The 26559-nt window shown below is 48.9% G+C and carries 25 protein-coding genes; 3 read left to right on the top strand and 22 right to left on the bottom strand.

Going from position 1 to position 26559, the window contains the following annotated elements; translation table 11 throughout:
• The coding region (locus ACKTSF_RS05120; protein ID WP_407887234.1) for a transposase at positions 1 to 274 on the top strand (274 nt) is incomplete at its 5' end.
• A 362-nt stretch (positions 275 to 636) separates the two neighbouring features.
• Here ACKTSF_RS05120 and ACKTSF_RS05115 read toward each other — a convergent pair.
• The 20 genes from ACKTSF_RS05115 to cdaA form a co-directional block, all read right to left on the bottom strand.
• Positions 637 to 1113 (bottom strand): flavodoxin, encoded by a 477-nt coding sequence (locus tag ACKTSF_RS05115; RefSeq protein WP_407887232.1) that lies wholly within the window; start codon positions 1111 to 1113, stop codon positions 637 to 639.
• Positions 1114 to 1337: 224 nt separating this feature from the next.
• Positions 1338 to 2102, bottom strand: coding sequence for an ABC transporter ATP-binding protein (locus ACKTSF_RS05110; protein ID WP_407887230.1), 765 nt, complete (start codon positions 2100 to 2102; stop codon positions 1338 to 1340).
• Entirely contained in the window at positions 2083 to 3054 is a 972-nt protein-coding gene (locus ACKTSF_RS05105) for an iron ABC transporter permease (protein WP_407887228.1), read from the bottom strand. The genes ACKTSF_RS05110 and ACKTSF_RS05105 overlap by 20 nt, the downstream gene beginning before the upstream one ends.
• Positions 3051 to 3950, bottom strand: a complete 900-nt coding sequence (gene isdE / locus ACKTSF_RS05100; protein WP_407887226.1) for a heme ABC transporter substrate-binding protein IsdE — start codon at positions 3948 to 3950, stop codon at positions 3051 to 3053. The genes ACKTSF_RS05105 and isdE overlap by 4 nt, the downstream gene beginning before the upstream one ends.
• Positions 3951 to 3962: 12 nt before the next feature.
• Entirely contained in the window at positions 3963 to 4748 is a 786-nt protein-coding gene (locus ACKTSF_RS05095; RefSeq protein ID WP_407887224.1) for an NEAT domain-containing protein, read from the bottom strand.
• Positions 4735 to 5940 carry an NEAT domain-containing protein gene (locus ACKTSF_RS05090; RefSeq protein ID WP_407887222.1) on the bottom strand — a complete coding sequence of 402 codons (1206 nt, stop codon included), beginning with the start codon at positions 5938 to 5940 and terminating at the stop codon, positions 4735 to 4737. Before ACKTSF_RS05090 ends, ACKTSF_RS05095 begins: the two co-directional genes overlap by 14 nt.
• Positions 5941 to 6113: 173 nt before the next feature.
• The gene (locus ACKTSF_RS05085; protein WP_407887220.1) at positions 6114 to 6839 is read right to left on the bottom strand and encodes an NEAT domain-containing protein; all 726 of its coding nucleotides are present in this window, start codon (positions 6837 to 6839) and stop codon (positions 6114 to 6116) included.
• A gap of 402 nt (positions 6840 to 7241) precedes the next feature.
• Entirely contained in the window at positions 7242 to 7550 is a 309-nt protein-coding gene (locus tag ACKTSF_RS05080; RefSeq protein ID WP_407887218.1) for a hypothetical protein, read from the bottom strand.
• A 396-nt stretch (positions 7551 to 7946) separates the two neighbouring features.
• Positions 7947 to 8801, bottom strand: coding sequence for an AraC family transcriptional regulator (locus ACKTSF_RS05075; protein ID WP_407887216.1), 855 nt, complete (start codon positions 8799 to 8801; stop codon positions 7947 to 7949).
• Positions 8802 to 8813: 12 nt separating this feature from the next.
• Positions 8814 to 9284 carry a heme-degrading domain-containing protein gene (locus ACKTSF_RS05070; RefSeq protein ID WP_407887214.1) on the bottom strand — a complete coding sequence of 157 codons (471 nt, stop codon included), beginning with the start codon at positions 9282 to 9284 and terminating at the stop codon, positions 8814 to 8816.
• Complete coding sequence (locus ACKTSF_RS05065) at positions 9284 to 9706, bottom strand: VOC family protein (RefSeq protein ID WP_407887213.1); 423 nt, start codon at positions 9704 to 9706, stop codon at positions 9284 to 9286. Before ACKTSF_RS05065 ends, ACKTSF_RS05070 begins: the two co-directional genes overlap by 1 nt.
• A 16-nt stretch (positions 9707 to 9722) precedes the next feature.
• Positions 9723 to 10859, bottom strand: coding sequence for a Gfo/Idh/MocA family protein (locus ACKTSF_RS05060; RefSeq protein WP_407887211.1), 1137 nt, complete (start codon positions 10857 to 10859; stop codon positions 9723 to 9725).
• 425 nt (positions 10860 to 11284) lie between these two features.
• Positions 11285 to 12367: an ABC transporter ATP-binding protein gene (locus tag ACKTSF_RS05055; RefSeq protein ID WP_407887209.1), complete on the bottom strand. Its 1083-nt coding sequence runs from the start codon at positions 12365 to 12367 to the stop codon at positions 11285 to 11287.
• Positions 12368 to 12609: 242 nt separating this feature from the next.
• Positions 12610 to 14031, bottom strand: coding sequence for a glucosaminidase domain-containing protein (locus ACKTSF_RS05050; RefSeq protein ID WP_407887207.1), 1422 nt, complete (start codon positions 14029 to 14031; stop codon positions 12610 to 12612).
• A 103-nt stretch (positions 14032 to 14134) separates the two neighbouring features.
• On the bottom strand, positions 14135 to 14839 hold the full coding sequence (locus tag ACKTSF_RS05045) for a glucosamine-6-phosphate deaminase (protein WP_407887248.1): 705 nt from the start codon (positions 14837 to 14839) through the stop codon (positions 14135 to 14137).
• A gap of 248 nt (positions 14840 to 15087) precedes the next feature.
• Positions 15088 to 15210 (bottom strand): hypothetical protein, encoded by a 123-nt coding sequence (locus ACKTSF_RS05040; protein WP_407887205.1) that lies wholly within the window; start codon positions 15208 to 15210, stop codon positions 15088 to 15090.
• A gap of 177 nt (positions 15211 to 15387) precedes the next feature.
• Positions 15388 to 17205 carry a glutamine--fructose-6-phosphate transaminase (isomerizing) gene (glmS, locus tag ACKTSF_RS05035; RefSeq protein ID WP_407887203.1) on the bottom strand — a complete coding sequence of 606 codons (1818 nt, stop codon included), beginning with the start codon at positions 17203 to 17205 and terminating at the stop codon, positions 15388 to 15390.
• Between the two features lie 509 nt (positions 17206 to 17714).
• A complete protein-coding gene (glmM, locus tag ACKTSF_RS05030) occupies positions 17715 to 19070 on the bottom strand; it encodes a phosphoglucosamine mutase (protein WP_407887202.1) in 1356 nt (451 codons plus the stop codon).
• A 29-nt stretch (positions 19071 to 19099) separates the two neighbouring features.
• Positions 19100 to 20068 carry a CdaR family protein gene (locus tag ACKTSF_RS05025; protein ID WP_407887200.1) on the bottom strand — a complete coding sequence of 323 codons (969 nt, stop codon included), beginning with the start codon at positions 20066 to 20068 and terminating at the stop codon, positions 19100 to 19102.
• Positions 20065 to 20916, bottom strand: coding sequence for a diadenylate cyclase CdaA (gene cdaA, locus ACKTSF_RS05020; protein WP_407887198.1), 852 nt, complete (start codon positions 20914 to 20916; stop codon positions 20065 to 20067). The genes ACKTSF_RS05025 and cdaA overlap by 4 nt, the downstream gene beginning before the upstream one ends.
• 257 nt (positions 20917 to 21173) lie before the next feature.
• Here cdaA and ACKTSF_RS05015 point away from each other — a divergent pair, with 257 nt between their 5' ends.
• On the top strand, positions 21174 to 21839 hold the full coding sequence (locus ACKTSF_RS05015) for a DUF1361 domain-containing protein (protein ID WP_407887196.1): 666 nt from the start codon (positions 21174 to 21176) through the stop codon (positions 21837 to 21839).
• A gap of 433 nt (positions 21840 to 22272) precedes the next feature.
• On the opposite strand, the gene ACKTSF_RS05010 is transcribed toward ACKTSF_RS05015, so the two are convergent.
• Both ACKTSF_RS05010 and murB read right to left on the bottom strand, forming a co-directional pair.
• On the bottom strand, positions 22273 to 24414 hold the full coding sequence (locus ACKTSF_RS05010; protein WP_407887194.1) for a cation:proton antiporter: 2142 nt from the start codon (positions 24412 to 24414) through the stop codon (positions 22273 to 22275).
• Positions 24415 to 24435: 21 nt separating this feature from the next.
• A complete protein-coding gene (gene murB, locus ACKTSF_RS05005) occupies positions 24436 to 25347 on the bottom strand; it encodes a UDP-N-acetylmuramate dehydrogenase (RefSeq protein WP_407887246.1) in 912 nt (303 codons plus the stop codon).
• 425 nt (positions 25348 to 25772) lie between these two features.
• Between murB and ACKTSF_RS05000 the strand changes: the two genes are divergently transcribed.
• A complete protein-coding gene (locus tag ACKTSF_RS05000; RefSeq protein ID WP_407887192.1) occupies positions 25773 to 26537 on the top strand; it encodes an exodeoxyribonuclease III in 765 nt (254 codons plus the stop codon).
• Positions 26538 to 26559 lie beyond the last annotated feature (22 nt).

Here is a 26559-nt window from a genome sequence, read left to right as displayed (position 1 = left end):
GTACCGTGACATCGCTCGACTAGAAACAGTTCTAGACGGAAAAGACAATGGCTCAGAAGAAATGACGAAGGCGTTGAACGCACTGGTTGAGAACCGAGAATCGGTTGATAATGCATTGAGATATGAATTCTCAAATGGTCCAATGGAGGGTATTAATAACAAAATCAAGGTAATAAAGCGAGTTGCGTACGGCTTTGGCTGTTTCACAAGCTTTAGATTAAGGATTCATCTGGCATTTGGGCTCAAAAAAAATTGCCTAATCTCAAAGGATTAGACAATTTTATAAATGGAATTACCAACAACAGTTGACATAGAACCAAAATTGCACTCACCTATCCGTCTTCCTGGCTTGGTGAGTGCAATTTTTAATATTCTATGAGTACGTACACCTAATTACTGACCGTCTATGATTGATGCCAAATCCACGATATGATTACCTCATCAAATAAATCGGTGAGGTTTTATTGTGACGGGACAAGCTATCGTTCAAGTTAGAATGCCCCATGAGACTGGAACGCGTTTAAAAAACCGCCCACTTTTGGTGGGGAGTCATCGAGCTGGGAGTCCGGCCTTTGGCTGCCAGAGATCCTACAGCAGTGGCCTCCCTGGTAGCCACAAATGACCAACCGTTTAGTCCTAAATCAACTGCGACCAATCCCGCACATCGTCACCCGTCATCTGGCTCGTAAAGCGCTGACCAGTATGCCACGCAACCGCTGGATAATCCCGACGCAGTTGCGACGTTGCCTCATCAATCGGCGATGATCCCGACGTGCAGAATGGCCAGACCACCTTGTCCGTGAAATCTAAGCTATCTAGTAGCGTATCAATGGGCCGTGGCGCCGTCGCCCACCACAAGGGGAAGCCCAGGTAAATGGTTGTTGCCCGTGCGACAATGCCTGCTTCGATTGGCTGAATGGTCGGACGAACCCGCCCAGCATGCATTTCATGATAGCTACGGCTCGTGTGATCGTTCCAGTCTAAATCAGCCGCCGTGTAAGCTTGCTGAGGAGTAATCGCGACGAGCTGAGCACCCGTCACAGCCGCAATGTTTTTGGCGACCGCTTCCGTATGCCCCGTATTGGAAAAGTAGAGTACAACTGAGTGTCCCATCATTGATTCCTCCCTTTCATGGTTAACCGTTAGCTAAATGATAACACCCTTCGTGTAACGGCGGAGTAAACGTTTTCAAATAATGGACACTCGTCTCACATTGTAAAGCGTCTCGTGAGTGAGCGCAGCATCGTTCTAATTTTTTCTTAAGCTCTGCTAAATCATGCGACAAATTCGGCGCTTTTTACATTGGTATAAGTATAGGGCCTTCACAGCGGCTAAAACTATTTGAGCTCCGGCACCTGCACAATATACGGCCCCAGGCGCGGCACATCCACAATCTCAATCGGTATCTGAAAAGTCTCGGCTAACAGTGGCGCCTGTCGCAAATCGTTAGACGACCCCGCTGCCACCAGCCGACCATCCCGTAAGAGCCACAGCCAGTCACTGACCATGAACGCCTGATTAATGTCATGTAACACCTGAATCACCGTCATCCCCGCCGCAGCGAGTTGATGCAACTGGGCCATCAGGTCTTGTTGGTAATGCACATCCAGATAAGTCGTCGGCTCATCCAACAGCAATACCTGTGGCTGCTGGGCCAACGCCGTAGCCAACCAGACCCGCTGTTGCTGACCCCCGGACAGATCGTCCAAATGGACATCCGCCAGTGGTGTAAGGGATGTCTGCGCGAGATAATCCCTCACCTCTTCATCTGGCACCGTGGCCAACAACCCATGGTAGGGCAACCGCCCCATCTTGACCACCGCAGCAACTGTCATATCATCATATAGCTCGTGACGTTGACTGACCACCGCGACTTTTTGCGCTAACATCTTGGCCGTATACGTTGCCAGCGGTTGCCCCGCTAACGTCACCGTTCCAGAATGCGGAATGATTTGCCGTGACAAGATCTTTAGCAATGTCGACTTGCCGGCCCCGTTTGGTCCGATGATTGTGGTGATCTTCCCGATCGGAAGTGTTCCAGACAGGTCCGAAACGCCACTCTCCTGACTGGGGTATTGGTAACTAACGTGTTGTAATTCCATGGAAACCTCGCCCCCGTTGTAAGAGAATAATCACAAATGGCCCACCGATCACGGCCATCATGGTCGCCGCCGAGATCTCACTGGGCACGACAACCGTCCGGCCCAGCGTATCCGCTGCCAGCATCAGCCAAGCACCCGCTAACATGGAAAACGGCACCAACGTTTGATAGTCGTGGCCCACGAAGCGCCGAGCTAAATTGGGAATCACAATACCCACAAAGGGAATCGTGCCCACGATGGCTGTCACGCTGACTGCGAGATACATCCCCAACAGTAGCAAGCTCCAACGAATCACTCTGACAGGGACACCAATCGTCTGTAACGCCGCATCCGCCAGTTTTAGATCATTAGCCCAGGGTGCTAACAGTAAGGCCACTACGAGCCCCAACAGGCCCAGAATCAGTAGTGCTACAGTATCGCTCCAGGTCACGGCATTAAAGGTACTCTGCATGACCTGTGCAGCTTGACCACTACTGACGAGCCGAGCTAGGCCGACAAAGGTGGCATCGAGGGCGACCCCAACAATAATCAAGCGATACGGGTCCCGCAAGGCCTTGCCACTGGTCAGAATGGCTAGGGCCACGAGTCCCCCGACTAGCGCCAGTATCCAGTTACGACCGGGCAGCCAAGGAAGCAACAGTGCGCCACCCAGCTTGAAGAAGTCCGCCGCCGAACTGATTCCCAGAATACTGGGGTCGGCAATGGGATTACGAAAGACGGCCTGAAAGAGCGCCCCGGCAACTGCAAGACTTCCCCCGCAGATCAAACTGCTCACGATTCGGGGCAGTCGGAGGTTAAAGACTGTCACAAAGTCACGACTAGCCGGTTGACTGGCAATCGTCCACAGCCGGCTTGGCCCGATCCAAGTCGTCCCAGCCATGAGGGCCACCGCAATTGTGACCACCAGGAGCACCAGGACACCGCCGTACCACCAACCTGCGTGTTTGCTCATACCCCAGCCCCCTTTGCAGGATAGAGCCAATGGCTAACCTGTTTGAGTGCCGTAGCCGCCTGCATGTTGGCCGTGGCATCAAAGGTCGGCTCCTGAAGATCGTAGACGCGGTGATGCTTCACAGCCGAAGTTGTCGCCCACATCTTATTAGCCTTAAATTCCTGATTGAATTGACTCGTGACCATCTTAGGCATCGCATGTTCCAGACGTAAGATCACCTGTGGATTGGCCTTCTGAATGGCCTCATCGTTAGGTTGCATGTATTCCTGGTTCTTACTGGTAAAGACATTCTTCCCACCAGCCAAACGAACTAAATCTCCCACATAGGCGCGATTGGTAGCGACCATGTAGGTGGTTGCACCTGGCAAGCCCATGATGACCAATACCCGTGGTGCTGGCTGGTTCTGCGTACGTCGCTTAGCTGTGCGCTTGGCCGCCTGAATCTTGGCAATTTGTTTAGTTGCAGCGCTCTGCCGTTGATACCGCTTGCCCAACTGCGTCAGTGTCGTCTCGAGATGCGCCACACTGGTTAAGTCTAGAAAATGAGGGGCCACGTGCTGCGCCTTAAAGGCCTTGCCAAATTGGTCGCTGAGCGTGGTCACCGAATAGACGGCAGTGGGCTTCAGCGCCGTAATCTTTTCCACACTGGGATTCATCGGGCTACCGACCTTCGTCACATGTTGATAGCGCTTGGGAATCTGGTTCGCCGTCGTGGGAATTCCCACCAGTGGCAGGTCGAGTTTATCGGCAATCTGAACCACCGCGTAGGTTGTGGCGACAATGCGTGGTTGCCGCTGCTTTTGCTGCTGGTGTTGCCACGCGAAACCACCACCGATGATGCCTAAGACTAGGAGAATGGTCAGTGACCATAAGCCAATTTTTCTTGGATTTTGCATCTACCAGACCTCCTAATGCTTACCGAAATACCACCAACTGCCACCACCAACCAGAAGCACGATGGCGATAACACCACCGATCAAGCCACCCCAGTGGGTCTTCTGTTGGGGAACCTCATCGCTGGCATCAGCCTGCTGTGAATGACTGCTGGCTACGCGCGATGATTGACTGGACGTGCGACTACTCATCGTTGATGCAACCGCCTTAGATTGGGCCTTGCTGCTGGCTTTACTGGAACTCACTGCCTTCTGACTGGTGGTCGCTGCGGCCGGTTGAACTGACGAGGCACTCGCTGCCGTCTTCGCCTGAGTCGCCTGACGAGTCCGTGTCGTTTGCGTCGCAGCTTTGCGCCCTAACGCCGGCAAATTGGTAGTTTTGAATCGAAATGTGATATTGTGCTTCGCCTTATAGACATCAGGTACGTTGATCGCCAACTTCGCGTTGATATTGCGTTTTAGATTAGTCGTCGTGAAACTGTAGTAGACATGCGAATTTCCGGCACCATCCTTGACCTTCCGTACATTTTCCGGGGCATGTCCATCGACTGAGAGCACCCGAACCGGCCAACTCGTCAGTTTCTTTGCCGTCTTCAGATCCATCGTGACGATGTAGGCGTGATGCTTCACGGTAACCGTCGCGGGATGGACGAAATACCCACTAGCCATTGAGTTTTCTTTAGTACCATACTTGAGTGCGCTGTAATCAATTGCCTGGGCATGTGCCGCAATCGGTGCCAACAATGCCAGACCCCCGAGCACCATCGCAATGGCTAATAGAAATCGCCTAATTCTGCGCATACCGTTTCGCCTCCCAAGCCAACCAACTCCCACTAACACTCAGCCCGATTAGGCCCCAAATTGCCCATGAATTGATTGCTTCACCAGTTGCGGGTAACGTTGCCTTAGCAGTGCGATGTATCGTTGGCGTTGTGGCTGAATCGTTACTTCGACCGCTAGACTGCTTATTCGTCGTTGTAGGCAACGCTGTGACGGCAGCGGCCGTCGCCTTATCCGCAGATCCACTCGCCGCAAACCGGAACCGAATCGGAAAGGTTTCACTAATATTCATCGCTGGCACTGTCACGTGAATTTTTCCCGGAATCAGTTTAGCCGTCAATTCACTAGTATGTTGCCTATCAAACCAATACGTCATCGTGTAATTCTGGCCGCTCTCACCGTACGTCACGTGACTAGCTGGCACCGCCACACCATCAATCGTCTTAGGAACAACCGCCTTGGGCCCCAACTTCAGGGACTTCGCATAGCTGACGGTCAACGTTACCTGGTAGCCTGTCTGTACTGGCATCACCTTGGCCATGTGCGTATAGTATTGATTGGCATCTGAAAGTGTCATGGTATCGGCCTTCAGAACCTGATATTTCCAATATTGTGCAGTCGGCGTTGCCTTGGTCGACTTGGCTGTTGAGGTTGCCGTTGTAGTTGTAGCCGTTGTCGATTTGGGAACGCTAACCGCACTAGTAGAACTAGCAGCGGTCTCTGTTAACGCCGTGGCCTGCTTAAGCAGATCGGCCGTATTCGTACTCGTATCAGCCTTTTCAGCCTTGGCCCAGGTCACTGCCAGCCGTGCAGATTCCTTCATACTACCGACCGGCGTGGTCAGAGTAAACGTAGCTGGTAGCGGACTGGCTTGCTTCGTCAGATTGACCTGATAGATTGCCTGTCCGTTGACCGTTTTAACCAGCGGGGCTTTCTGCCCAGCAACCGTCATGGACTTGATATACTGCGCCCCATTACTGGTCAAGAGAACCGTCGTCTGATCACCCTTGATTCGCACGGCCGCATAGTCCCCGAAGAACTGGTTGGCCGTCGAGGTTGCCGTACTGTTTGCCTTAATAATCTTAGTTGGCACGACGTAGATGCCATCGTCCAACGTGGCGGCCTGGGCCCGCTGCCCACCGAAGACAGCCATGGCGAAAAGCCCCACCACAATTAACCCTATAATATGTGAACTCTGTCGCAACTTTCGCATTGCACACTCACCCCAATTCAATTCTTCCCGTGACCGAATTCACGAGAGTTGTACCCGCTTTCATTTTACCAAATGGGCTGCCGTCCACCAAACTTATTGCCCTAAATCTCCGAACTGTTGAATTATCTAACGATAAACAAAAGATCACCGCCCGTTGACGGTGATCTCGGTGTCTACCTACTAGCAACGGTAATCGTCTTCGTCACCGTCTTATAGCCGGCCTTGGTGGCCGTAACCTTGAGCTTCCAGTTCTTCTTAACAGCCTTCTTTAACTTCACCGTGTACCCGGTTTTCTTAGTCGTCGTCTTGCCTAATGTTGCCTTGTTGTGCTTAACGGTGACCTTGGCCCCTTTGGTTGTGGTCCCGCTGACCTTCTTGGCAGACGCCTTAACCTTCTTAGTGCTCAGCTTGACCTTGGTCGTTGCAGCCAGCGTGCTGGTCTTAAATTTCAGGGTCGCCGCTTCATTCATCGTGACTTCCTTGCCGTTCATTGGCACGGTCAACGCAAAACCAAGTGTGTGGTTAGTCCTGAGATTGACGTTACTGAAGGTGTAAGTGTTCCCAGTGGCCTTCTTGGTCACGGTTCCCGTCTTACCATCCAGCGTCATCTGTTTGATAAATTGGTTTCCCGCCTTGGTGACGGTCAACGTCACAGCGGCCTTCTTAGTTTTCACGGAAACAGCTGCCTTAGCGTTAAAATAACTTGCCGCGTCAGAAGGTGTCGTCGTCCCCGTCTTGTAAATGGCGTACTTCACGCTGTACTTCCCATTAGCTAACTTCGCTGCATTCAACGCAGCCGCTTGAGCCGTGGGTGCATTGCCTAGTTGAACCGCTGGAATCCCAGCACCAACACTCGTTAACATCAATAATGCACTAAACACTGTCAAAGACTTTTTCACAATGTGTCCCTCCCAAAATATGTAAAATCATTAAATTAATGTAACCGATTACATGGTAGCATGATTCACCTTTAAGCTCCACAATAAGCACTCCAGAAACGCCGTCACAATAGGCTTATCGGGTGATTAATGATTTTGATTGTCACTATTTTTGTCCGACGGCGTCAACGACCAATAACCAGTAACGCCTGAAATCCCTGGACCAAATTGCCGGCATCACGCGCGATTAACTTGACTTAAACAAATATTGTCATTGTAATCGCCGCGGTAAGCGACAACTTATCGTTCGATAGGCAAAACCGACCTTTACGCCAAAAAAATAGTTTGACCGGTAACTTAACTTTCCGGTCAAACTATGCTAATACCTATAGATTCATCAATCGTTGCTGTGAAATTCCGCCGTTAGCCAATATGGTTTTCGTGGAGGATGGCGGCGACTTCCTTTTGCATCTCAGCCGGCTTCTCCCACTCCTGGAAGCTCTTAAAGTCTTCGGCGGGCATATCATACTTCTCGTTCACGTAATCCTCGTAGGCCTGAACGTGTGGCGTATGCGCAATGTTGAGCTGTAGAATGCGAACCTGTTTGATCAGTCCGCGTTCCACGGCCAGTTCAGCGCGGCCATTTTGCACCATGTCACTGATCTCCATGTATTTACTCCCGTCCAAGCGGGTAATTTCTTCAATTAAGGTAAACGTTTCATGACTTTTCATCAATTCTCACCTTTCATTATGAACACTCTTTGCTGCTGATGGCGATCTGACTCACCCATCCGTAACATTACCGGCCTCAATTATACAGGGTTTTAGACAAAAACAAAACCACTACCAGGGAATGGTAGTGGTCGGCATAAGAGAGAAAGAGAATTGATTAGAAGGTAATTATTAATACCTTACGAGTTATAATATACCGTTCTTTGTAAGCGCTGTCAATACTTTTTGTGAAATAATTGTTGGATTTGATGATTATCTAATCTCACTGGTAACCCCCACCATCGTTAAAGCAGTGATACTGTGGGGTTTACATAAGCTTTACAAAAGCCAAAAATTATTAAACAATTATTTTAAGCTTTTAGAAAACGTTTTCGTTTCAAGTCATTTTCTGCCAAATTAGTGGTTCCCTTGAGCGTATTCTCGTGGCGATAATCCAAAATGTTTTTTAAACTCCCGACCAAAGTGACTGGTATCCGCGTAGGCCAACCGCTCTGCAACCTGTTTGACCTGCATCTTGGGTTGCCGCAAGAGCTTCTTCCCCACCTCTAACTTCAGAGTAATCAGGTAGCTCTGTGGTGACTCCCCGTAGTATTTCTTGAACAGCTCCAACGCATAGCTTTGACTAATATTGTACCGTCTCGCTACCGCAGCAATGGAGATGTGCGTAGGGTGCTCGCCGTAATAAATCTGATTATCCACTTGTTGTTTCAAGTCACTAGCCAACTTGGTACACAGCAGAAATTGATCGGGATTCGTCTCGTCAAAACTAAATTGTGCCTGTGTTTGCACGGCCTCTAAGAGAATCATCATCAATTTGATGGTCGTCATCTCAATATTCAGTTTATCCGTCAGACCATACTTGTTTGAAAATAGCGTGATTAGTTGCGTCGTACAAGTCTTCAGGTCTTCGTAGACTGCCCAGTCCGGTCGCACAATTTGATTCGCATACTCCCGCGTCAGCATGTATTTAAATGACGGATCATCCAGATTGAAGTGAATCGCAAAGTAATCCAACGACTGATCCCCCACCACAAAATTGTTATGCCGAATGCCTGGCGGAATAATGATGAACTCACCGGCATGGGTCACCAACTCGCCAATTTCGGATGTAGTCCGCTGCGTCCCGGAGACAATGTACATTAGCTCAAACGCCAAGTGAGCCTCTGGCTTCCAATGCCATCCCGGCGGTACAGTTTCCATATGTCCACCGAACAAGGTAAATTGCGTATTGATCAGTGGCAGTCTTTTCATACCAATTCCCTTCTAACTTTCCTGACGAAAGAATGCTCGCAGTTCATCGACAATCAACTGGTGATCTTCCTCTGAGGCCAGTCCCGAGACGGCAATACTCCCTACGAGGCCAGTGCCTTTGATGATGACGGGAAAGCCCCCACCCGCAGCCGCGTACTGACGGGCATCAAGTGCGGCGGCTTCTTCTAGTGTTTGGCCCCGTGCGGCCATTTCCAACTGCTTATGCAGGCTACTGGTGCCATATTCGTAGACCGTGTTGATCTTACGTTGCAGCCACTTGTCGTTGTTGATTGCCGTTTCTGGCATAGCCGCGTGAAATAGCTGCTGACGATTACGGGTGATGTCGATGGTCACAGCTGCTTTCCTGTCGTGGGCCAACGCCACCAGTTGCTGGCCAATCTTGAGTGCCGTTTCGTTGCTAAAGCTCGTAAACTGTAAGTCCGCTTCTTCAGCCTGGACTTCGGCCATGGTTGGCATCTTCATTAATTTCGCCCCACTAACTGAAAGGAATTTGGTGAATACTGCATGAACTCAATCTGATTGCCATCTGGGTCCGCCGACCAGAGTTGATAGGACTTATCCGGCCCAAATTTAATTTCACTATTGACCGGTAGGCCTTTCGCTAGGAGCTCACGTTTAGTGGCCTCAAGGTCTGGAACTTCCAAACTCAGGTGGAGGTAGCCACAGAGATCGTACCCGTGCGTGGCCTTAGGCAGCTGATCATGATCATAGAACAACTCAAGGAATTGTCCCGGCTGAATTTCTAAATACTTGATCCACGGCCGCCCCTGCTCATCAGGCAACTCGAACTTATCCGTGAATCCCAGTCCTTTACAGTAAAAGTCCACTGCTGCGACCATATCTGTGACTTTGAATGAGGCGTGTGCGATGCGACTAATTTCCATGATGCTAACTTCCCTTCTAGAATGCTAAGGCACTTTCTTCGGTTGGTCCCCAGAAGCCATTATTCAGGTAACCCGTTGGTAAGGGTTGCGGCCGGTCAAACGTGGAGGTCAGGTGGTAAACCGTCTCCGTCTCGGCACTCTGATACATACCGTGGATCAGTTCAAAAACGTGGTACGCCATTTCCATGCTAGCCCGGTGCGGCCGATTCTGCTGGATGGCCCACGCCATGTCGGCAACCCCCAACCCACGTGAATTCTCTAAAAAACCGTGAGTGAACGGAAACTTAACGGGTTCATTCAGCTGTTTGGTCAGGTAATTAGGCGAGTCAAAATTATTGGGATCCCCCATCTTAAGAATCCCATCGGACCCAAACAGCGTAATCTGCGGTTCCTCATTTAAGATATTTTCGGAATTAAAGTGGACCGTTGCCAGTACTCCATCCCGATAAGCCACGGTCGCCGTCAAGATATTATCAGCTTCGACGGTTGTTTTCTCGCCAAACCACGGCTTATCGGTCCGCTGACCGATCCGTTCTGGCTGATACCGCCGACCAAAGGCGCTCACGCTCTTAGCTGGACCCAGAATACTTGCCAGCGCCGTGAGATAGTAACAGCCCGTATCAAACGGCAAGGTGCCACCCCGCTGATTCATGTGCGGAAAAATATCGGCGTAAACTCGGAAGTTTCGATTCAATGAGACCACGACCGACAAGGGATCGCCAATCAATCCGTGGTCCACAATATATCTGGCCGTCTGGATGCCGCCACCTAGGAAGGTGTCCGGCGCCACGCCGAGTCGTAAATTCTTCGACCGGGATAATTCACAGAGCTCCTGACCATCTGCCAGTTCAACTGCGATCATTTTCTCTGAGAAGACGTGCTTCCCATGTTCCAGGGCTTGTTTAATAATGCTGTAGTGGGCCTTGGGCGTCGTTAGATTCACAATCAACTGAATCATCGGGTCTGCCAAGATATCTGCGTAGCTCATCGCCTTGATGTGGTACTTCTCTGCCTTGGCCTGCATCTTCTCTGGATTCAGGTCCGAACAAGCAACCACGTTGGTCACGGCAAATTTATCTTGTAGCGACTGCAGATAAATATCGCTGATGACACCACATCCGACGACAGCAACGTTAATTTGCGCAATAGCCATTTAATCCCGCCTCTCATTTTTCTGGTTTCTCATATGTAACCGGTTACATTTAAATCATAACAAGTTTCTTGGAATTAAACAGGGGGTAATTCTGATAGAAGTAGCCCAAATTCACACTGGACGTGGCATTAGAATTTTAAAAAAATCGAAAATTATCGGCGGAATACATTCTCTAATCCGATCAACTGGGCACTTCCCTCCGCTTAGAAAAATAAGAGGCCTCTGCCCGGCATAACCGAACAGAAACCTCTTATTCCTCTAATGCTCAGGACTTAAACGTCTTGGTTCTCGCCTTTGCACCAAATGAGAGATAAACCTTTATTTAATTCATTGGGAAATTAAATAAAGGGGGTAAATAAATGGTAAGTTAAAGATACCATGAAAAATGAAAAAAATCTATCCATTTTATCATAGTTTTCTAATTTTTATTTTGTGTGACCCGCATCCGGATCGTGGAGGACCGTCTCTGGATGAACCAAGTTGCCTGGGTGTTGGACGACATCCCCTACCGAATGACCAGAGATGTTGATTAAACACGTCAGAACGAAGACGATAGCCACTGCAAATGTCAAGATACGCGTCCCCCAGCCCATCTTTTCACTGATTACGGAACCGTAAAAGTTCTTCTTAACCTTGGATGCAACATTGGTGGCATTGGGTTCCGCCGCTTGTAATTCATCCGTGACCTGCTTTTGGTAGGCATCAATATCGAAGGATTTCTGGTTTTCCTTCATTTGACGTTGGAAATGCTTCTTTTCCTTCTTCGTTTGCTCCTTGAACCACTTGGTGAACTCGCGGTAATGCTTAACCACACCAGCTGTGGCCCCAATTTCCTTCAACGTACCGTAGTGAATCCAAGCAACACGGTCACACAGAATCTCGACCTGCTTTAAAGAGTGACTGACGAAGACGATGGTTTTTCCTTCATCCTTGAATTCAGCGATCTTATCCACACACTTCTGGTAGAAGGTATCATCCCCAACGGACAACGCTTCATCAATGATCAAGATATCTGGGTTAACGTGCACGGCAATGGAGAATCCCAGCCGGGACTTCATCCCTGAAGAGTAACTTTTAACGGGTTGGTATAAGAAATCACCAATGTCAGCGAAACCAACGATATCATCCATCAAGGCATCGATTTCGGGATTCGTTAAGCCCTGCATCAGCGCCTTCAACCGAATGTTTTCCAATCCAGTCAGATTTCCCCGCAAACCGGCACCAATTGCAATAATTGAGGTGTCGCCGCGAACATCAACGACCCCGGTCGTTTGTGGGATGATCCCGGAAATGATGTTGGACAACGTGGACTTACCCGAACCGTTGACCCCAATCAGTCCCAAGGTTTCACCAGACTTAACCTCCAGCGAAATGCCCATTAGTGACCAGAAGTGTGGCACCTTTGACCCTCTCAGAGAGAAGAATGACCGCAATTTTTCGGCCTGACTCTTGTAGAGGTCATATTCCTTCGTGACATTTTGGACCTTAATTTTGTAAGAATTATCCATGAATTAAACTTCCTAACTCAGTTATTAACGATTTCTAGTAAGGCTCACCAGGTACTCGTGAGCTCAGTCTTGTGTATTATACCAAAAAACGAGCACCAGTGGGTAATTTCTCGTTGCCCTTACAAATTTCTTATAGCCTACGCTCAACTGGGTAGGGACGCCAACGCGCGGATTAGCTGATTCGAATGCTGTGTTGGATAAATAAAAAGAGCCATGCGTCAACCACGGCTCTTCCCTAACACTTACTGTAATGCCCGGGCATCGACCCAATACTTGGTCTTATTGCCACTGAACTGAATCCGATACCAAGTCGTCTTGTAGGCCGTCTTGACGCCCTTCGAATCTACCGTGACCTTGGTCCCCTTCTTGCTGCCACTCGGCCATTTATACGTTTCTTGGTCAAAGTGGGTCTTTTTAATATGATTATACATATGATATTTGCTGTACTTGCTGCTGAGCTTCTTGGTGCCACTCATCTTGGTATAAACCACGTAATCATACTGGGGACTTGCCGCAGCTTCAGTCGACGCGATCCAGTATTTCTTGGATCCCACCTTGATTCGGTACCAAGTCGTCTTGTAACCGTCCTGTGTCCGTACCGCTTGATTATCCGCCGTGTATGATTTCGCCGTTAACTTTTTGAGGGATCCCATTGCTTTAGCGAGATAAGGTGAATTAAAAACGTGGTTATAGTAACTGCCACTCATTCCACTATTCACTTTGACCGTTGCCAGCCCTTTGGTATATTTCACGGTTGGCAACGTTACCCCCTCTGCGTAAAGCCAGTACTTCTTAGCTGTACTCTTACTGGAGAAGCGAACCCGGTACCACGTCGTCTTCTTGCCCGACTTCGGATCGGTCTTCACCGCGCGCATATCTAAATAAGACAGTTGCCCCGTGTAATCATTTAGTTTGCTCCACGCCGTCTTGGTAATGTTGGCGCGCGTCCCTTTCACGTGATTGTACAGCACATAACTTGTATGCTTACTACTCAATCTCGCTGTTTGATTTCCGCTAGCACCGTAGTATGTAGCTTTGGCGTAAGTAACTGCGGGCGTCGTCGGTTTCGTCTTACTAGAACCCGAATCGCCAGAACTACTGGTACTGTCATCTAGCAGCGTATTCAGACTGTACTGGTCAATGATCTTAATTAGACTAGTCCCATAAGTGGGAGACGTCGCGTAAACGCCAGTCAGTGCGTTAGCCGCAGCTGAATAGGTCGATGCATTCTCCCGCCAAGAACCGCTGTAGATGGCTGGATTGTAGCTCGTCCCATTACGCAGAAGTTGCGCATTATCAGTCATCGAGGCCTTCGCGCTCGGATATTTACGAAAGTTAGCTGTCGTGTAATACAGTTGACCATTAGCATCATACTCAGCCGTCTTCATACTGACAGATTGCCCGTTGTAACTTCCCTTAACACCAAAATAGTTATTGGCTTGAGTCGTTAGGTCACTGGTACCCCAAGCGCTCTCTAAGGCCGCCTGAGCCATCATCACGGACGGATAGAGTTTGTATTGGTTAGCCACAGACACTACCGGACTCTTTAACTGGGTGATAAAACCTTGAGGATTAGTGGTCGCCGCATGACCAATGCTCCCAATGCTACTCAAGCCGACACCCACCACGAGTGTGACCAATAGCCATTTCTTTGTTCGCTTCATCTTACCAATTTCCCCCTTAAAATCGCTTCCAAGTTAAGAATAACATAACTTGAGGAGGTGCTTAAAGAAAAATTGATAAGATTTGCGTGTAAACCCAAGTTGGTTAGTCCAGTTGACTGGCAGCTGCTTCATCCAAAATCACGTGGACGTTTGGATGCGTCTGCAAGTAACTGGCCGGAACATCAGGGGTCACTGGGCCTTGGATCATGGCAGCAACTGCGGCAGCCTTGGCTTCGCCGTAAGCCACAATCAGAATTTGTTTGGCCTGTAAGATGGACCCAATTCCCATGGAATAAGCGTAACGAGGAACTTCTTCGGCGTCATCGAAGAACCGCGCGTTGGCCGCAATCGTTGAAGCTGTCAGCGCTACCTTGTGTGTCGTTGACTGTGGATCAGTCCCGGGTTCGTTGAATCCAATGTGGCCATTTTGACCCAGGCCAAGTAATTGTAAGTCAATTGGATTTTCTGCAATGATTTGATCGTATTGGTGCGTTGCCACCACCGCATCCGGATTAGAGCCATCTGGCACGTAAGAATTGGCAAATGGTTTTTGGTTAAACAAATGATGTTGCATGAAGTAGTGGTAGCTTTGCGGATGATCCGCGTTCAGTCCCACGTATTCGTCAAGATTGACGGACGTTAACTGGCTGAAGTCCAGGTCACTCGCCACAAGTTGTTCATAGATCGTTACGGGTGTGCTCCCAGTTGCCAGGCCCAAAACCTTGGCACCGTTGTCGATGGCTTGTTGGAACACGTTAAAACCTGCTTGACCCCCAGCTAGCTTGTCACTGACAATTTGGACATTCATGTTTGTTAATTGCTTCATTTCATTCAGTCTCCCTCTCTTAATGGTATAGCCCAATTATAAATGCTCTATACCAATTTTTCAAGTAAAACGCTCATTTTTTCCAACTTTTTTTGAAACTCACCATTCAATCTGTGAAACCCCAATCACTTACTCTCCTGCCCGACACCTATCAAACCGGATATCTAACCCATTAAGTCTTCCAGTTACGCAACAAAAAAGGATGTCCACTGCGTCTAACAGTGACCACCCTATTTCCGACGAACACCCCGTCGGTTGGCGCTTAACGTATTCTGTTGCTTTTTAAATTTATCAAACGTCGCATCCCGTTGCTTTTGATTTTTATGAGCATCGACCCGTTTCGTATACTTCATCATTTTCACCTCGTTTTCTCAAAGTTTTCATGAATGTACTATACAACGAAAGCACAGGTTACGCAAGAGAAATGCTCGCCTACCACCCGCTATTGCAAACCTAAGCGGTTAACGCCGCAAAAAAAAGACACCCCGCAATAGCGGAATGTCTTTAAAAAACTGATTTAATGACCTGAATTATTCAACAGTAACACTCTTCGCCAAGTTCCGTGGCTTGTCCACGTCAAGGCCCTTGTTTAAGCTGGTGTAGTACGCCAACAGTTGGGCTGGCACAACACTCAGTAATGGCATTAACATTTCGTCAACGTCCGGTAAGATCAGATCGTCCCCGTCAATGGCGAGGCCCTCACGAACAATGGTCAAAGTCTTAGCTCCCCGCGCCATAGTTTCTTGCAGGTTGCTCCGTGTCAGACCGGCCGTCTTGGCCTGCGTAATGAAGCCGATGACAGGCGTATCCTTTTCGATCAGCGCAATCGTCCCGTGTTTCAGTTCACCGGAGGCAAACCCTTCGGCTTGAACATAGGAGATTTCCTTCAGCTTCAAGGCAGCTTCCAGAGAAACTGCATGGTCGATTCCTCGGCCAATGTAGAAGGCCCGGTTAGACTGCATCAGGTAGTCGTTGGCGATTTTTTCCAACTTATCCTTTTCATCCACAATGGCCTGCATCCCAGTAGCGACCAAACCAAGCTGTTGACGAATGTTGAAGTCTTGTGCCACGATTTGACCCGTAACTTCACCGAGAGCCTTAGCCAAGATGGCTTCCAACGCGATTTGTGCGGTGTAGGCCTTGGTTGAAGCAACGGCGATTTCTGGGCCGGCATGGAGTAGCAACGTGTAGGTTGCTTCACGAGATAACGTGGAGTTCTGAACGTTTGTGATCGTCAAGCTTGGGTAGCCAGCGTCATTCACATTGACCAGAACTTCACGACTGTCGGCCGTTTCACCAGACTGAGTCAGGAAAATAAAGAATGGCTTCTCAGAAAGCATAGGTTGTTCGTAGGCAAATTCAGAAGAAACGTGAACTTCCGTTGGAATATGTGCCAATTTTTCGAAGAGCCGCTTTCCAACTAAGCCAGCATGATAACTAGTCCCAGCGCCCACGATGTACAGACGGTCAGCTTCTTCCATAGCCTTGATTAACTTATCATCGATCTGAGGAACACCGTGTTCTGACAGGTAAGTCTGTGCTAACTTACGCATAACGTTAGGTTGTTCGTCGACTTCCTTCAACATGTAGAAGGGATAAGTCCCCTTGTCAGCTGCGTCAGCATTCATATCGACATGGAATGGCTTCCGTTCTACAGGGTTTCCTTCAGCGTCTTGGATAGCCACTTTACCTGGTGTGATGGTCACAACTTCACCATCCATTAATTCCAAGAAATCATGGGTTTCCGTTAACATTGCCAATGCATCGGAGCAGACTACGTTAAAACCATCGCCCACACCGATCAATAGTGGACTCTTGTTCTTGGCAACAAATAGCGTATCGGGTTGTTCGCGGTCCATCATCAAGAAGGCGTATGAAGACCCTTTTAACAGACTCAACGTCTTCAGAAAGGCAGACTTAGCATCCAAATTATCTTCAATGGCAAATTTGTCGATCAATTGCACGACAACTTCGGTATCCGTTTGACTCTTGAAAGGCACATCACTCAAGTACTTAGCCTTCAAATCTTGGAAGTTATCGATCACACCGTTGTGAACCAGGTAGAAACGATCGTCGTTGGAGAAGTGTGGGTGAGCGTTGTCCACGCTAACTACACCATGAGTGGCCCAACGCGTATGACCGATCCCGGTTGATCCGTGAACGTCAGGCGTCACTTTAGAGCGCAATTCGGAGATCCGACCCTTGGTCTTAACCAAGTAATCCTTACCCTTCTGGTCATTTACGTAAATACCGGCTGAATCGTACCCCCGGTATTCCAGCTTCTCTAGTCCGTTCAGTAAGATTTTAACGGCATTGTCATTACCAGTAACACCAACAATTCCACACATAAGTTGTCTTCCTTTTCTCGACGCCAGTCCCAAGCAGCTGGGAGGGTCGGTTAATTTGATTGAGAAATGTATCTGTTTTCTTTAAAATTGGTATAGACTGAAACGCATTGAAAAACATTTCTGAATGACTATACTTTACAGTGTTTCTTAAGGGTTGTCAATTAAAAAACTCCAAACTGGTCTATCATAATATTTATAACTCGTTTTTCTGAAAAAGGCGCCTCGCCAACGTGGCAAGGTGCCCCCTTTCAACTGATTTTACAATTTCAATTCTTACGTTGTGTTCTCTGATTGCCCGATTGGGTAGCAAAAATAATTCGGAACGCTTGAACAAACATCAGAAGACACAGCGCGTTCTTCTGACTGGCCTTTGAGCCACGTCTCTCAGAGAGTTAGAGCAAGTCTAAAGAGCACTTTCTGGCTTTAGACATCCGCTCACCGCGTTTCAGTTCATTTGTACCTCCCGGTAAAACGTCGGCAATGCTCAAATTAAAACTTTTAGCCTAGATTTATTCCACGCCAGCTTCGGCGCGGACAACCTCGGCGATACGATCGACGTATGCCGCCACTGCATCTTCAGTTGGTGCTTCCGCCATCACCCGCAACAAAGGCTCAGTCCCAGAAGGCCGTACCAAGACACGACCGTCTCCGTTCATTTCCTTTTCAACGGTGGCAATGATGTCCTGAACCTTAGGGTTTTCTTGGGCTGCTTGCTTGTCGGCCACTTTAATATTGACCAACTTTTGTGGGTAAGTCGTAACATCGGCGGCCAATTCTGACAGTTTCTTGCCGGTAACCTTCAAAATATGGAGCAATTGTAGACTGGTCAACAGGCCATCACCGGTCGTGTTGAAGTCCAAGAATACCACGTGCCCGGATTGTTCACCACCCAGATTGTAGCCAGACTTACGCATTTCTTCCACCACGTAACGGTCCCCAACCTTCGTCTTGACCGACTTCAAGTTGTGGGCTTCCATAGCCTTGTACATGCCCAAGTTACTCATCACTGTGGTAACGATTGTGTCCTTCTTCAGACGCCCGTGTTCGGCCATATACTTCCCGCAAATATACATAATCTTATCGCCATCAACGATGTTCCCTTTTTCATCAACCGCAATGCAGCGGTCACCGTCGCCGTCAAAGGCCAACCCAATTTGGGCACCCTTTTCAACCACAAACTTTTGGAGTTGTTCTGGGTGAGTCGAGCCGACTTGGTCGTTAATGTTCAGACCATTGGGCGTCGTCGCAATCGTATCAAAGTCCAAGTTCAGATCGGCGTATAACCGAGAAACCAGCCCACTCGTAGCGCCGTTAGCGGAGTCCACGGCAATATGCAAACCTTCCAGATCGTCAGCAATCGTTTGTTCCAGGAACTGAATGTACTTTTGGCTACCTTCGGAGTAATCCTCGACCGTACCTAAGCCGTCAGTCGCTGGCCGTGGTTGGTCATCACTAGGGGCATCCAACAAGGCTTCGATTTCTTCTTCCATCTCGTCAGATAACTTGTACCCATCGTTCCCAAAATACTTGATCCCATTGTATTCAACGGGATTGTGGGACGCCGTGATCATAACCCCGGCTGCGGCACCTTGCGTACGGACCAAGTAAGCCACGGCTGGCGTAGAGATGACGCCTAAACGTAGGACTTCGATCCCGACTGACAAGAGTCCAGAAACCAACGCGTTTTCCAGCAATTGGCCGGAGATCCGCGTGTCACGAGCAACGAGAACTTGCGGATGCTTATTCTCACTATTCGCGTGTTGGGTCAAAACATAACCACCATACCGGCCAACTTTAAAAGCCAACTCTGGGGTCAATTCTTGGTTAGCGACGCCCCGAACGCCATCGGTTCCAAAATACTTCATCGTTATATTCCTCATTTCTCAAACATTTTTTAATTTGCTGTGGCCTTGATCGTCACCTTAATGGTGGAAGGATCAAATGCCGTTACATTATTATCACTCGTGTCGAGTGTGACCGTCTTTGTTGTATTATTCTTAACGTCACTGACATCGACATCGACTGCCACGTTATCTAAGCCTTTTAGCTGCGAGGCACTCCCATACGCAGTAACTTTGGTTACGTTACTGGTTAGTTTATACGTCGTTCCGGACGACCCATTCTTCGCATTCAGGTCCAAAGCGACCTTCTTGCTCTCGCCATCCGAGGTGATCGGTAGATTTACGGTAGTCGTCGATGGGGTCAAAATGACATTGACCGTCTTGCCGCTGCTATCCAAAGCTTCGATCACGGCCTGGCTATTCACGGTCTTCTTTGAATTCTGTGGTACCGTTAGCTGAGCCGTCACCTGTTTGATCCGTGAAATCTCGTTGGCCGCCCCAGTTGCCTTAACACTGGTAACATCGGAGGTCGCCTTACCGGCAGAGTACCCCGCCGCAATGTTTTGACTATTGTAGCGAACCTTCACAGGGAAGGATACCGTCTTTCTTGGTTCAATATCCACTGTGATTTTTGCCGGTGAGATACTCGACTCAATCTCGTGGTTCAGGCCCTCTTGATGCAGGGTGACTCGATGTTTACCAACACCCAGATCACTCAAGGCCGCATAGACCTTGAAGTTCTGTGTGTTGGCCGTCGTGGTCACTAACGCCAGCGGCCCCCGCAAGGTCACCTTGACCTTCTGTGGGTACCCCGTCACGAAGTACTTATTGCTGTTGACGTTGAGTTGTAAAGGGACCGAAACAGTCATCGTCTTCGTGGCTGTCAGTGACGTATTCGTATTGGAAGTCGTTGACTGTGAATTGGTGGATGACTTCGTACTGTTCACATAGAAAAACAACAGAATGGCTAAAATGAGGGCGAGAATACGGTATAGCCACGTTGTGTAACGCTCGTTTTTCATCGGCGCCGCCCCCCTCTGAAGCGTTCATCGAACCAATCCAACGCCTTGACTAAGACGTTGCCATTATTAGCCGCTTCTTCATTAACTAATTCATCGCGCAAGAACTTCAAGTAATCGGCCTGTGTTAAGCCCCTTAAGAGCTCGTTGTTCTTGGTAATAGAAACCTCACCCGTCTCTTCTGAGATGACGATGGTCAACGCATCCGTCACTTCAGAGATCCCAACAGCTGCCCGGTGACGTGTCCCCAATTCTTTCGGAATCAGGTTACTTTCAGACAGTGGTAGGTAAGCTGCAGCCACGGCGATGCGGTTATCTCGAATAATGACTGCCCCATCATGCAGTGGCGTGTTGGGGATAAAAATATTAATCAGCAATTCGCCAGTCAGCTCCGCATCCAAGTCAATTCCCGTCTCAATGTAATCTTCGAGACCAGTATCGCGTTGAATGGTCATTAACGCCCCAATTCGCCGCTTTGACATGTACTGGATGGCTTTGTCCAAGCCTTCGATCATGTGATTGGCCGCCTCATTTTCATGACGGATCCGCACAAACAAAGACCCCCGGCCCAGATGTTCCAGCCCACGCCGAATTTCAGGCTGGAAGATAATGATGATGGCGATGACCCCCCAGTTGATAACCTGATCGACCAGCCACGAAACCGTGTTGAGGCCGAGGTACGCACTGACGAACTTCACCAGTAGAATTAAAATGACGCCCCGGAAGAGCTGGATTGCCTTGGTTCCCCGTAACATCACGATTAATTCATAAATGACAAACCAGACGACAAGAATGTCGAGTAGGTTGACTAGATTCCCTATTGTAAGGAGATTGCCCCAATTCAGGTTCATGACTTTCCCTCCAAATTGAATTCAGATTTCATTATAGCACGGCCCCGCTTACATTTCGCCCTGAATCCTCAGAAACGCCGGAATTCACCGGTCATTGGTCACAGAATTTACAGAAACGTTAAGCTCTACTTAAATCGACAATTTCTAGAAAATATTCCATTAAAGTTCTGGTAAACTAGAAGTCATATTCTGTTCGTTTTCAGCGTAAAGGCTGTAGAATAAAGATAAACATTTGGAGAAAGGATTGGTGATGGCAGATGAATCGGCGGGCCCGGTGGGAAATTAGAATATTCTTCGTAGCATGGCTGATTTTCCTGTATTTCCGCGCCAAGGATCCCTTTTCCTTTCTGGTGCTGAATACCTTTCTGGGATATATTCCGATCGAGCTGAGCTTTCATCTGGGGAAGACCCGGCCCAAGAGTGCCTGGCTGTTTTGGCCGTTGTTGCTCCTGTGGCTCCTATTCTACCCCAATGCGCCGTACCTGCTGACTGACTTGTTTCACTTGTCACTCCTACAACCGTACGCCTTAAGTGGTCTGTTACGAGTCACACCACACCTGTGGATCTACTTCACCTACATGATTGTCAGTGCCATGAGCTGTACGCTATTGGGATTCTGGAGTCTCAACTACGTCAGCCAGGTCATCAGCCAACGCATTGCCAAGGGTAACGGAATGGCTCGCATTATCATTGTGATCATTCTGACTTTCCTAACGTCGGTGGGCCTCTATATTGGCCGTTTCTTACGTATCCACACCATTTACCTCTTCATCAATCCGGAGCAATTTATCCGTCCCATCATGGACATGTGGACCAGCAACATGTGGGTATTCGTGGGATTACTGACATTCATTCAGTTATTCTGCTACTGGCTTCTGTACGTGATTATGCATAATACGGCGGAAAGTGAATTACCCGATTAAAGGTTAGATAGTGAAATTTGACCAGTGCGTAAGGTACCGTTAGTCCCTGAGCATTTACGGCCATAAGCGTCGGCTTGGTGGAACCGAGCGGGTGCTTACGGGGGTTAGGTGGCGGCTTTCAGGTGAGCTGGAAGCCCGTCCTTTGGCTGGAGGCTCCCCACAGCAGCGGAATCCCTGGCCACCGGAGTGCGACCATTGCCACTAATTTAGCGGTGACAATTCCTACAGTCGCAAGAGTAGGACGAGTATTTCGCCTTTCAACCTTCAGTAAATACACAAAAGGCTACGTTCCATCATGCAAAAGCATGGGAAACGCAGCCTTTTTTTGCAGAATCCATGCAAGCCTCAGCTGAACAGTCAAATTTAAAAGTTGAAAACAAATTAGCCAGAGATGGTCGGGTCTATTACCAGCCTTCAGGGAGGTAGAGGTAGATTACTCGCCTTCCTCATCACTCAAAGACATCACCAATACGTTTTCCGCGTAATTGACGTACTGTCGCAAATGCGTGGCCTTGGTCCAGGTGATGTTTCCAGCCTCTAGTAGCGTCTGAATTCCAGTCCGCTCGGCACCTAACGCCCGCACCCGCAACTTATTAATCTGATGTTGATAATCATCGTTGCGGTGCGGCAACGTTGCTGCTTTGGCCCGTTCGATACGGTTACGGTACTGGACGATCAGGTGGTAAACGGCCTGGTTGTCGAACTGGGTCTCATCAATATCCGTCCGCGATAGATACTCGGACAATGCCTTGATGGCCGCCTTAGCCGTCTCACGCTCAATCAGATTATTCTCCGCGTGTAAACGATCGGTATCTTCGGAATGTAGCCAGTAAGCCGCATCCCGCCACAAGTGTTTGAAAAACCGTCGCCAATAGTTAATCACGCCCGGCATCGTGTGCCCAGAGACCTGCGTCAAGCGGCCCTCCAGATTTTCAATCCGCCGCAAGGCACCGACATAACTGGTTTGGGTGATTTTTTCACCCTGACGCAGTTCTTTTAACGTAGCGCGTTCACCATCAATTGTCACTTGACGCAATTTGATCTCATCATCCAATACCTTTTGCATCACGGTATCAGCACGATAACTCATTTCTAACCGGCGAATGATGAATTGGTAGTCGAGAATCAAGTCGTAAGCTGCCCGTTGATTATTGGGCCGCCGCAGTTCTTCAATCTTGGAAATGGCCAAACGCATGATATAAGCACGCGCCTCTTCCTCACTAATCTGTCGGACGGGTTCTTCTGGGAATTCCTCTTCCTCTTCATCATCGTCTAAATTAATATCATTAGCAATGTCATCGCTAGCACTTGCCCGCGTTTGCAAGGGCTGTTTGTCCGTAGAAATCAACGGCAACATAATTGTCGCCGCAATCAGACTGATAATAATCACCCCAGATGCCACGAAGAGCATCAACGCCCGTGCTGGAAAGGCGGCACCACTGGCAATCACCGTTGGGACGGACAGAACACCAGCCATCGTCACAGCTCCCCGTACGCCAGAGAGTCCAGAGAGAAGGGCTGTCCGGAACCCAGGCCGCTCGTCGCTATGGTTGCGACTCAGGCGTTGGAACAGGATGTACCCGTACGTCCACAACGTCCGAATCACGACCAGAACCACCCACGCCATGAAGGCGAAGAACAGGGCCTGCCAGGTGTTGAACTGACCACCCTTGATGACCTGTGAAGTTGCCACTGGGAGTTCGATCCCCAGAATCACAAACACAATCCCATTTAATGAGTAGATAATAATATCCCAAACTTTTTCGGTCACGAGCTTTAATTCTGGCGAATCCTCCACAATTCGGCTCTCCCGAGCGTGGAAAAGCACACCGGCCGTCACAACAGCGATAACGCCGGATGCATGGGTAATTTCTTCGGTGACTAAGTAAATCACAAACGGTGTAGCAATTTGCAGCACCGTGTTAAAAATCACGTCATCAATTCCTTGCCGCCGTAAGATGTCCATCAACAACTGGATGGCGGTCATAAAGATCAGACCAGATAAGAAACCGATAATACTGATGTAAACGAAGTCACCCACAGCTGTCCCGATCGAAAATACACCGGTCACCGTTGCCGCAATCGCGTATTTAAAGGCAATCAGGCCACTGGCATCGTTGATCAGACTTTCCCCGCTGACCAAATGCATCAGACTAGCTGGCAACTTAACCTGTTTCGAGATCGATTGCACGGCCACCGGATCGGTTGGCGACAAGATGGCTGCCAACGCGAATGCCACAGTCAACGGCATCTTGGGAATCAGCTCATAGATCAGGAATCCACCCAACAGCGTGGTCAGAAAGACCAGCCAGATGGCATTCCCGAAAATTGGCCCCCGCAACCGCCACAACTCTCGCTTGGGAAAGCGGCGACCATCATTATATAGCAGTGGTGCAATAAACAGGAGTAAAAACCAATCAGTCTCAAGTGGCACTTCAAATTGCCAGACCAATGCAACCACGAGGCCGAGCGCAATCTGAATCAAGCTGACTGGAATAAACGTGAGGTAGTGACTGATAATATTCGAAAATAGGACCAGGACAATTAACAAAATCACTGCTTCGACTATAGGCACATAAGGTTCCCCCTTCTTTAGTTAGACTTGCTTCGGTTCTTCACCAATGATCCGTACTTCAGTTTCAAGGTGAACTTGGTCTTCTTTCCAGATAACTTCTTGAATATGGTGAATAAGTTCTAGGTAATCGGTCGCCGTCGCGTGGTCAATGTTGACAATGAAGCCCGCATGCTTCGTTGAGACCTGCGCGCCACCCCACTTGAGGCCTTGTAACCCGGCTGCTTGAATTAATCGTCCGGTATAGTGGCCCTCAGGTCGTTTGAAGACACTCCCACACGAAGGCAAATCTAAGGGCTGTTTAGCAGCCCGTCGCGCATTTAAATCATCCATTGTGGCTTGAATGGCTGTGCCATCCCCAGGCTTCAGGGTGAATGTTGCTGTCAAAATAATATCATTGTAGTCTTGAACTGAACTGTGACGGTAACCAAAGTCAAGCTCCTGTGCGTTCAACGTTCGGATGTCTCCAGCTGGTGTCAACACTTCAGCAGCAGTCACCACCTGACTGATTTCACCACCGTAAGCACCAGCATTCATGAAGACCGCGCCACCAATGCTACCAGGAATGCCAGCAGCAAATTCAGTACCAGTCAGTGCATGAGCTTGTGCAACCTGGGTCGTCTTGATCATGGCTGCCCCGGCCTCAGCGATAACCGTGTTGTCGGTGACCGTAATCCGATTCATCCGAGTTAAAATCATCACTAACCCATGGATACCACCATCCCGCACAATGAGGTTGCTAGCATTTCCCACGACCGTTACCGGAATATTTTCTTGATTGGCATAGGCTAAAAGTGATTTAGTCTCTTGCACATTGGTCGGAAAGGCCAGATAATCCGCTGGCCCACCAGTCTTCGTGTGCGTATAGTGAGCCAAGGGTTCATTCCGCAAAATTTCAATCGCTGGAAATGCCGCTGTAATCTCTTCCATCATCATCAAATTCCCTTCGTTTCTCAAAAGTTTGTAATCCATTTGACCCGTCAATGGTCAAACAAACAACAGTCATAGTTTTATTTTACCATGGAACCCCCTGCGACCGCACGCCGTGTGCACTGATTCACAGAAAATGTCATGAGAAATGTATTTTTTGTGTGCTTACTGAAAATTGTATCGGCCAAAATAGTATCCAAGTGTCACGCAATCCTGCTTCTCCATTTTATATGCTGTAATTTCAAATAGCGTTCACTAAAAAAGGAAGCCCGCTTCTCAGGCCGCAGGCGGTCCCCACAGACGCCGGAATCTCTGGCAGCTGCAGGTGGTAATTTTCAACTAATTTTGTGGATTAAATCTCTGTGTGGGCGAAACGACACGCTATGATGGCACCATCTGGTATACTGAGAAGTAGCAGTGGAGGTGCACAGATGAAATTTATTTCATGGAACGTCAACGGCCTACGGGCTATTGTAAAAAAAGGATTTGTCGATACATTTAAGGAAATGGACGCCGACTTCTTTGGCATCCAAGAAACCAAGTTGCAGGAAGGGCAGATTGATCTCGACCTGCCTGGCTACTACCAGTACTGGAACTACGCCGAACGCAAGGGTTATTCCGGAACGGCTCTATTTACCAAACACAAGCCGTTAGCTGTCATCTATGGCATCGAGTCGCCGGACTTCGATCATGAGGGTCGGACAATCACATTGGAATATCCCGATTTTTACGTGCTGACCTGCTACACACCGAACTCCGGGAGTGGCCTCAAGCGACTCGACTTTCGGATGGGCTGGGAAACCGCCTTTCTTGCTTTCGTGAACCGGTTGAACGCTAAGAAGCCTGTCATCTTCTGTGGTGATCTGAACGTCGCACACACGGAAATTGACCTGAAGAATCCTAAAACCAATCACAAGAATGCCGGGTTTACTGATGACGAACGGGAAGCCTTCACGGCCCTCCTCGCCGCTGGTTACACCGATACTTTCCGTTACTTCAATCCGGATGCTACCGAACGTTACTCCTGGTGGAGCTACCGATTCCACGCCCGCGACAACAACGCCGGGTGGCGGATTGATTATTTTGTCACCAGTGAACGCTTGCAAGATCACTTAAAAGACGCTAAAATACTAGACCAAGTTATGGGTTCCGACCACTGTCCGGTGGAACTTGACATTGACGGGTTGACCGTCTAAATTCACTCTGAAGGGATGATAC

The sequence above is a fragment of the Levilactobacillus muriae genome, from assembly GCF_045862015.1.
GTDB lineage: Bacteria > Bacillota > Bacilli > Lactobacillales > Lactobacillaceae > Levilactobacillus > Levilactobacillus muriae.
The sequence above is the reverse complement of the archived record's forward strand: the minus strand, read 5'-3'. Positions and strand labels throughout refer to the sequence as shown.

Coding starts and splice junctions, on each gene's coding strand:
- ACKTSF_RS05080 (WP_407887218.1), bottom strand. CDS start 7,550: ATGAAAAGTCATGAAACGTTTACCTTAATTGAAGAAATTACCCGCTTG.
- ACKTSF_RS05105 (WP_407887228.1), bottom strand. CDS start 3,054: ATGAGCAAACACGCAGGTTGGTGGTACGGCGGTGTCCTGGTGCTCCTG.
- ACKTSF_RS05110 (WP_407887230.1), bottom strand. CDS start 2,102: ATGGAATTACAACACGTTAGTTACCAATACCCCAGTCAGGAGAGTGGC.
- ACKTSF_RS05065 (WP_407887213.1), bottom strand. CDS start 9,706: ATGGAAATTAGTCGCATCGCACACGCCTCATTCAAAGTCACAGATATG.
- isdE (WP_407887226.1), bottom strand. CDS start 3,950: ATGCAAAATCCAAGAAAAATTGGCTTATGGTCACTGACCATTCTCCTA.
- ACKTSF_RS05040 (WP_407887205.1), bottom strand. CDS start 15,210: ATGAAGTATACGAAACGGGTCGATGCTCATAAAAATCAAAAGCAACGG.
- murB (WP_407887246.1), bottom strand. CDS start 25,347: ATGATGATGGAAGAGATTACAGCGGCATTTCCAGCGATTGAAATTTTG.
- ACKTSF_RS05115 (WP_407887232.1), bottom strand. CDS start 1,113: ATGGGACACTCAGTTGTACTCTACTTTTCCAATACGGGGCATACGGAA.
- glmM (WP_407887202.1), bottom strand. CDS start 19,070: ATGAAGTATTTTGGAACCGATGGCGTTCGGGGCGTCGCTAACCAAGAA.
- ACKTSF_RS05060 (WP_407887211.1), bottom strand. CDS start 10,859: ATGGCTATTGCGCAAATTAACGTTGCTGTCGTCGGATGTGGTGTCATC.
- ACKTSF_RS05015 (WP_407887196.1), top strand. CDS start 21,174: ATGAATCGGCGGGCCCGGTGGGAAATTAGAATATTCTTCGTAGCATGG.
- ACKTSF_RS05075 (WP_407887216.1), bottom strand. CDS start 8,801: ATGAAAAGACTGCCACTGATCAATACGCAATTTACCTTGTTCGGTGGA.
- cdaA (WP_407887198.1), bottom strand. CDS start 20,916: ATGAACCTGAATTGGGGCAATCTCCTTACAATAGGGAATCTAGTCAAC.
- ACKTSF_RS05070 (WP_407887214.1), bottom strand. CDS start 9,284: ATGAAGATGCCAACCATGGCCGAAGTCCAGGCTGAAGAAGCGGACTTA.
- ACKTSF_RS05055 (WP_407887209.1), bottom strand. CDS start 12,367: ATGGATAATTCTTACAAAATTAAGGTCCAAAATGTCACGAAGGAATAT.
- ACKTSF_RS05090 (WP_407887222.1), bottom strand. CDS start 5,940: ATGCGAAAGTTGCGACAGAGTTCACATATTATAGGGTTAATTGTGGTG.
- ACKTSF_RS05095 (WP_407887224.1), bottom strand. CDS start 4,748: ATGCGCAGAATTAGGCGATTTCTATTAGCCATTGCGATGGTGCTCGGG.
- ACKTSF_RS05000 (WP_407887192.1), top strand. CDS start 25,773: ATGAAATTTATTTCATGGAACGTCAACGGCCTACGGGCTATTGTAAAA.
- glmS (WP_407887203.1), bottom strand. CDS start 17,205: ATGTGTGGAATTGTTGGTGTTACTGGTAATGACAATGCCGTTAAAATC.
- ACKTSF_RS05050 (WP_407887207.1), bottom strand. CDS start 14,031: ATGAAGCGAACAAAGAAATGGCTATTGGTCACACTCGTGGTGGGTGTC.
- ACKTSF_RS05045 (WP_407887248.1), bottom strand. CDS start 14,839: ATGAATGTCCAAATTGTCAGTGACAAGCTAGCTGGGGGTCAAGCAGGT.
- ACKTSF_RS05025 (WP_407887200.1), bottom strand. CDS start 20,068: ATGAAAAACGAGCGTTACACAACGTGGCTATACCGTATTCTCGCCCTC.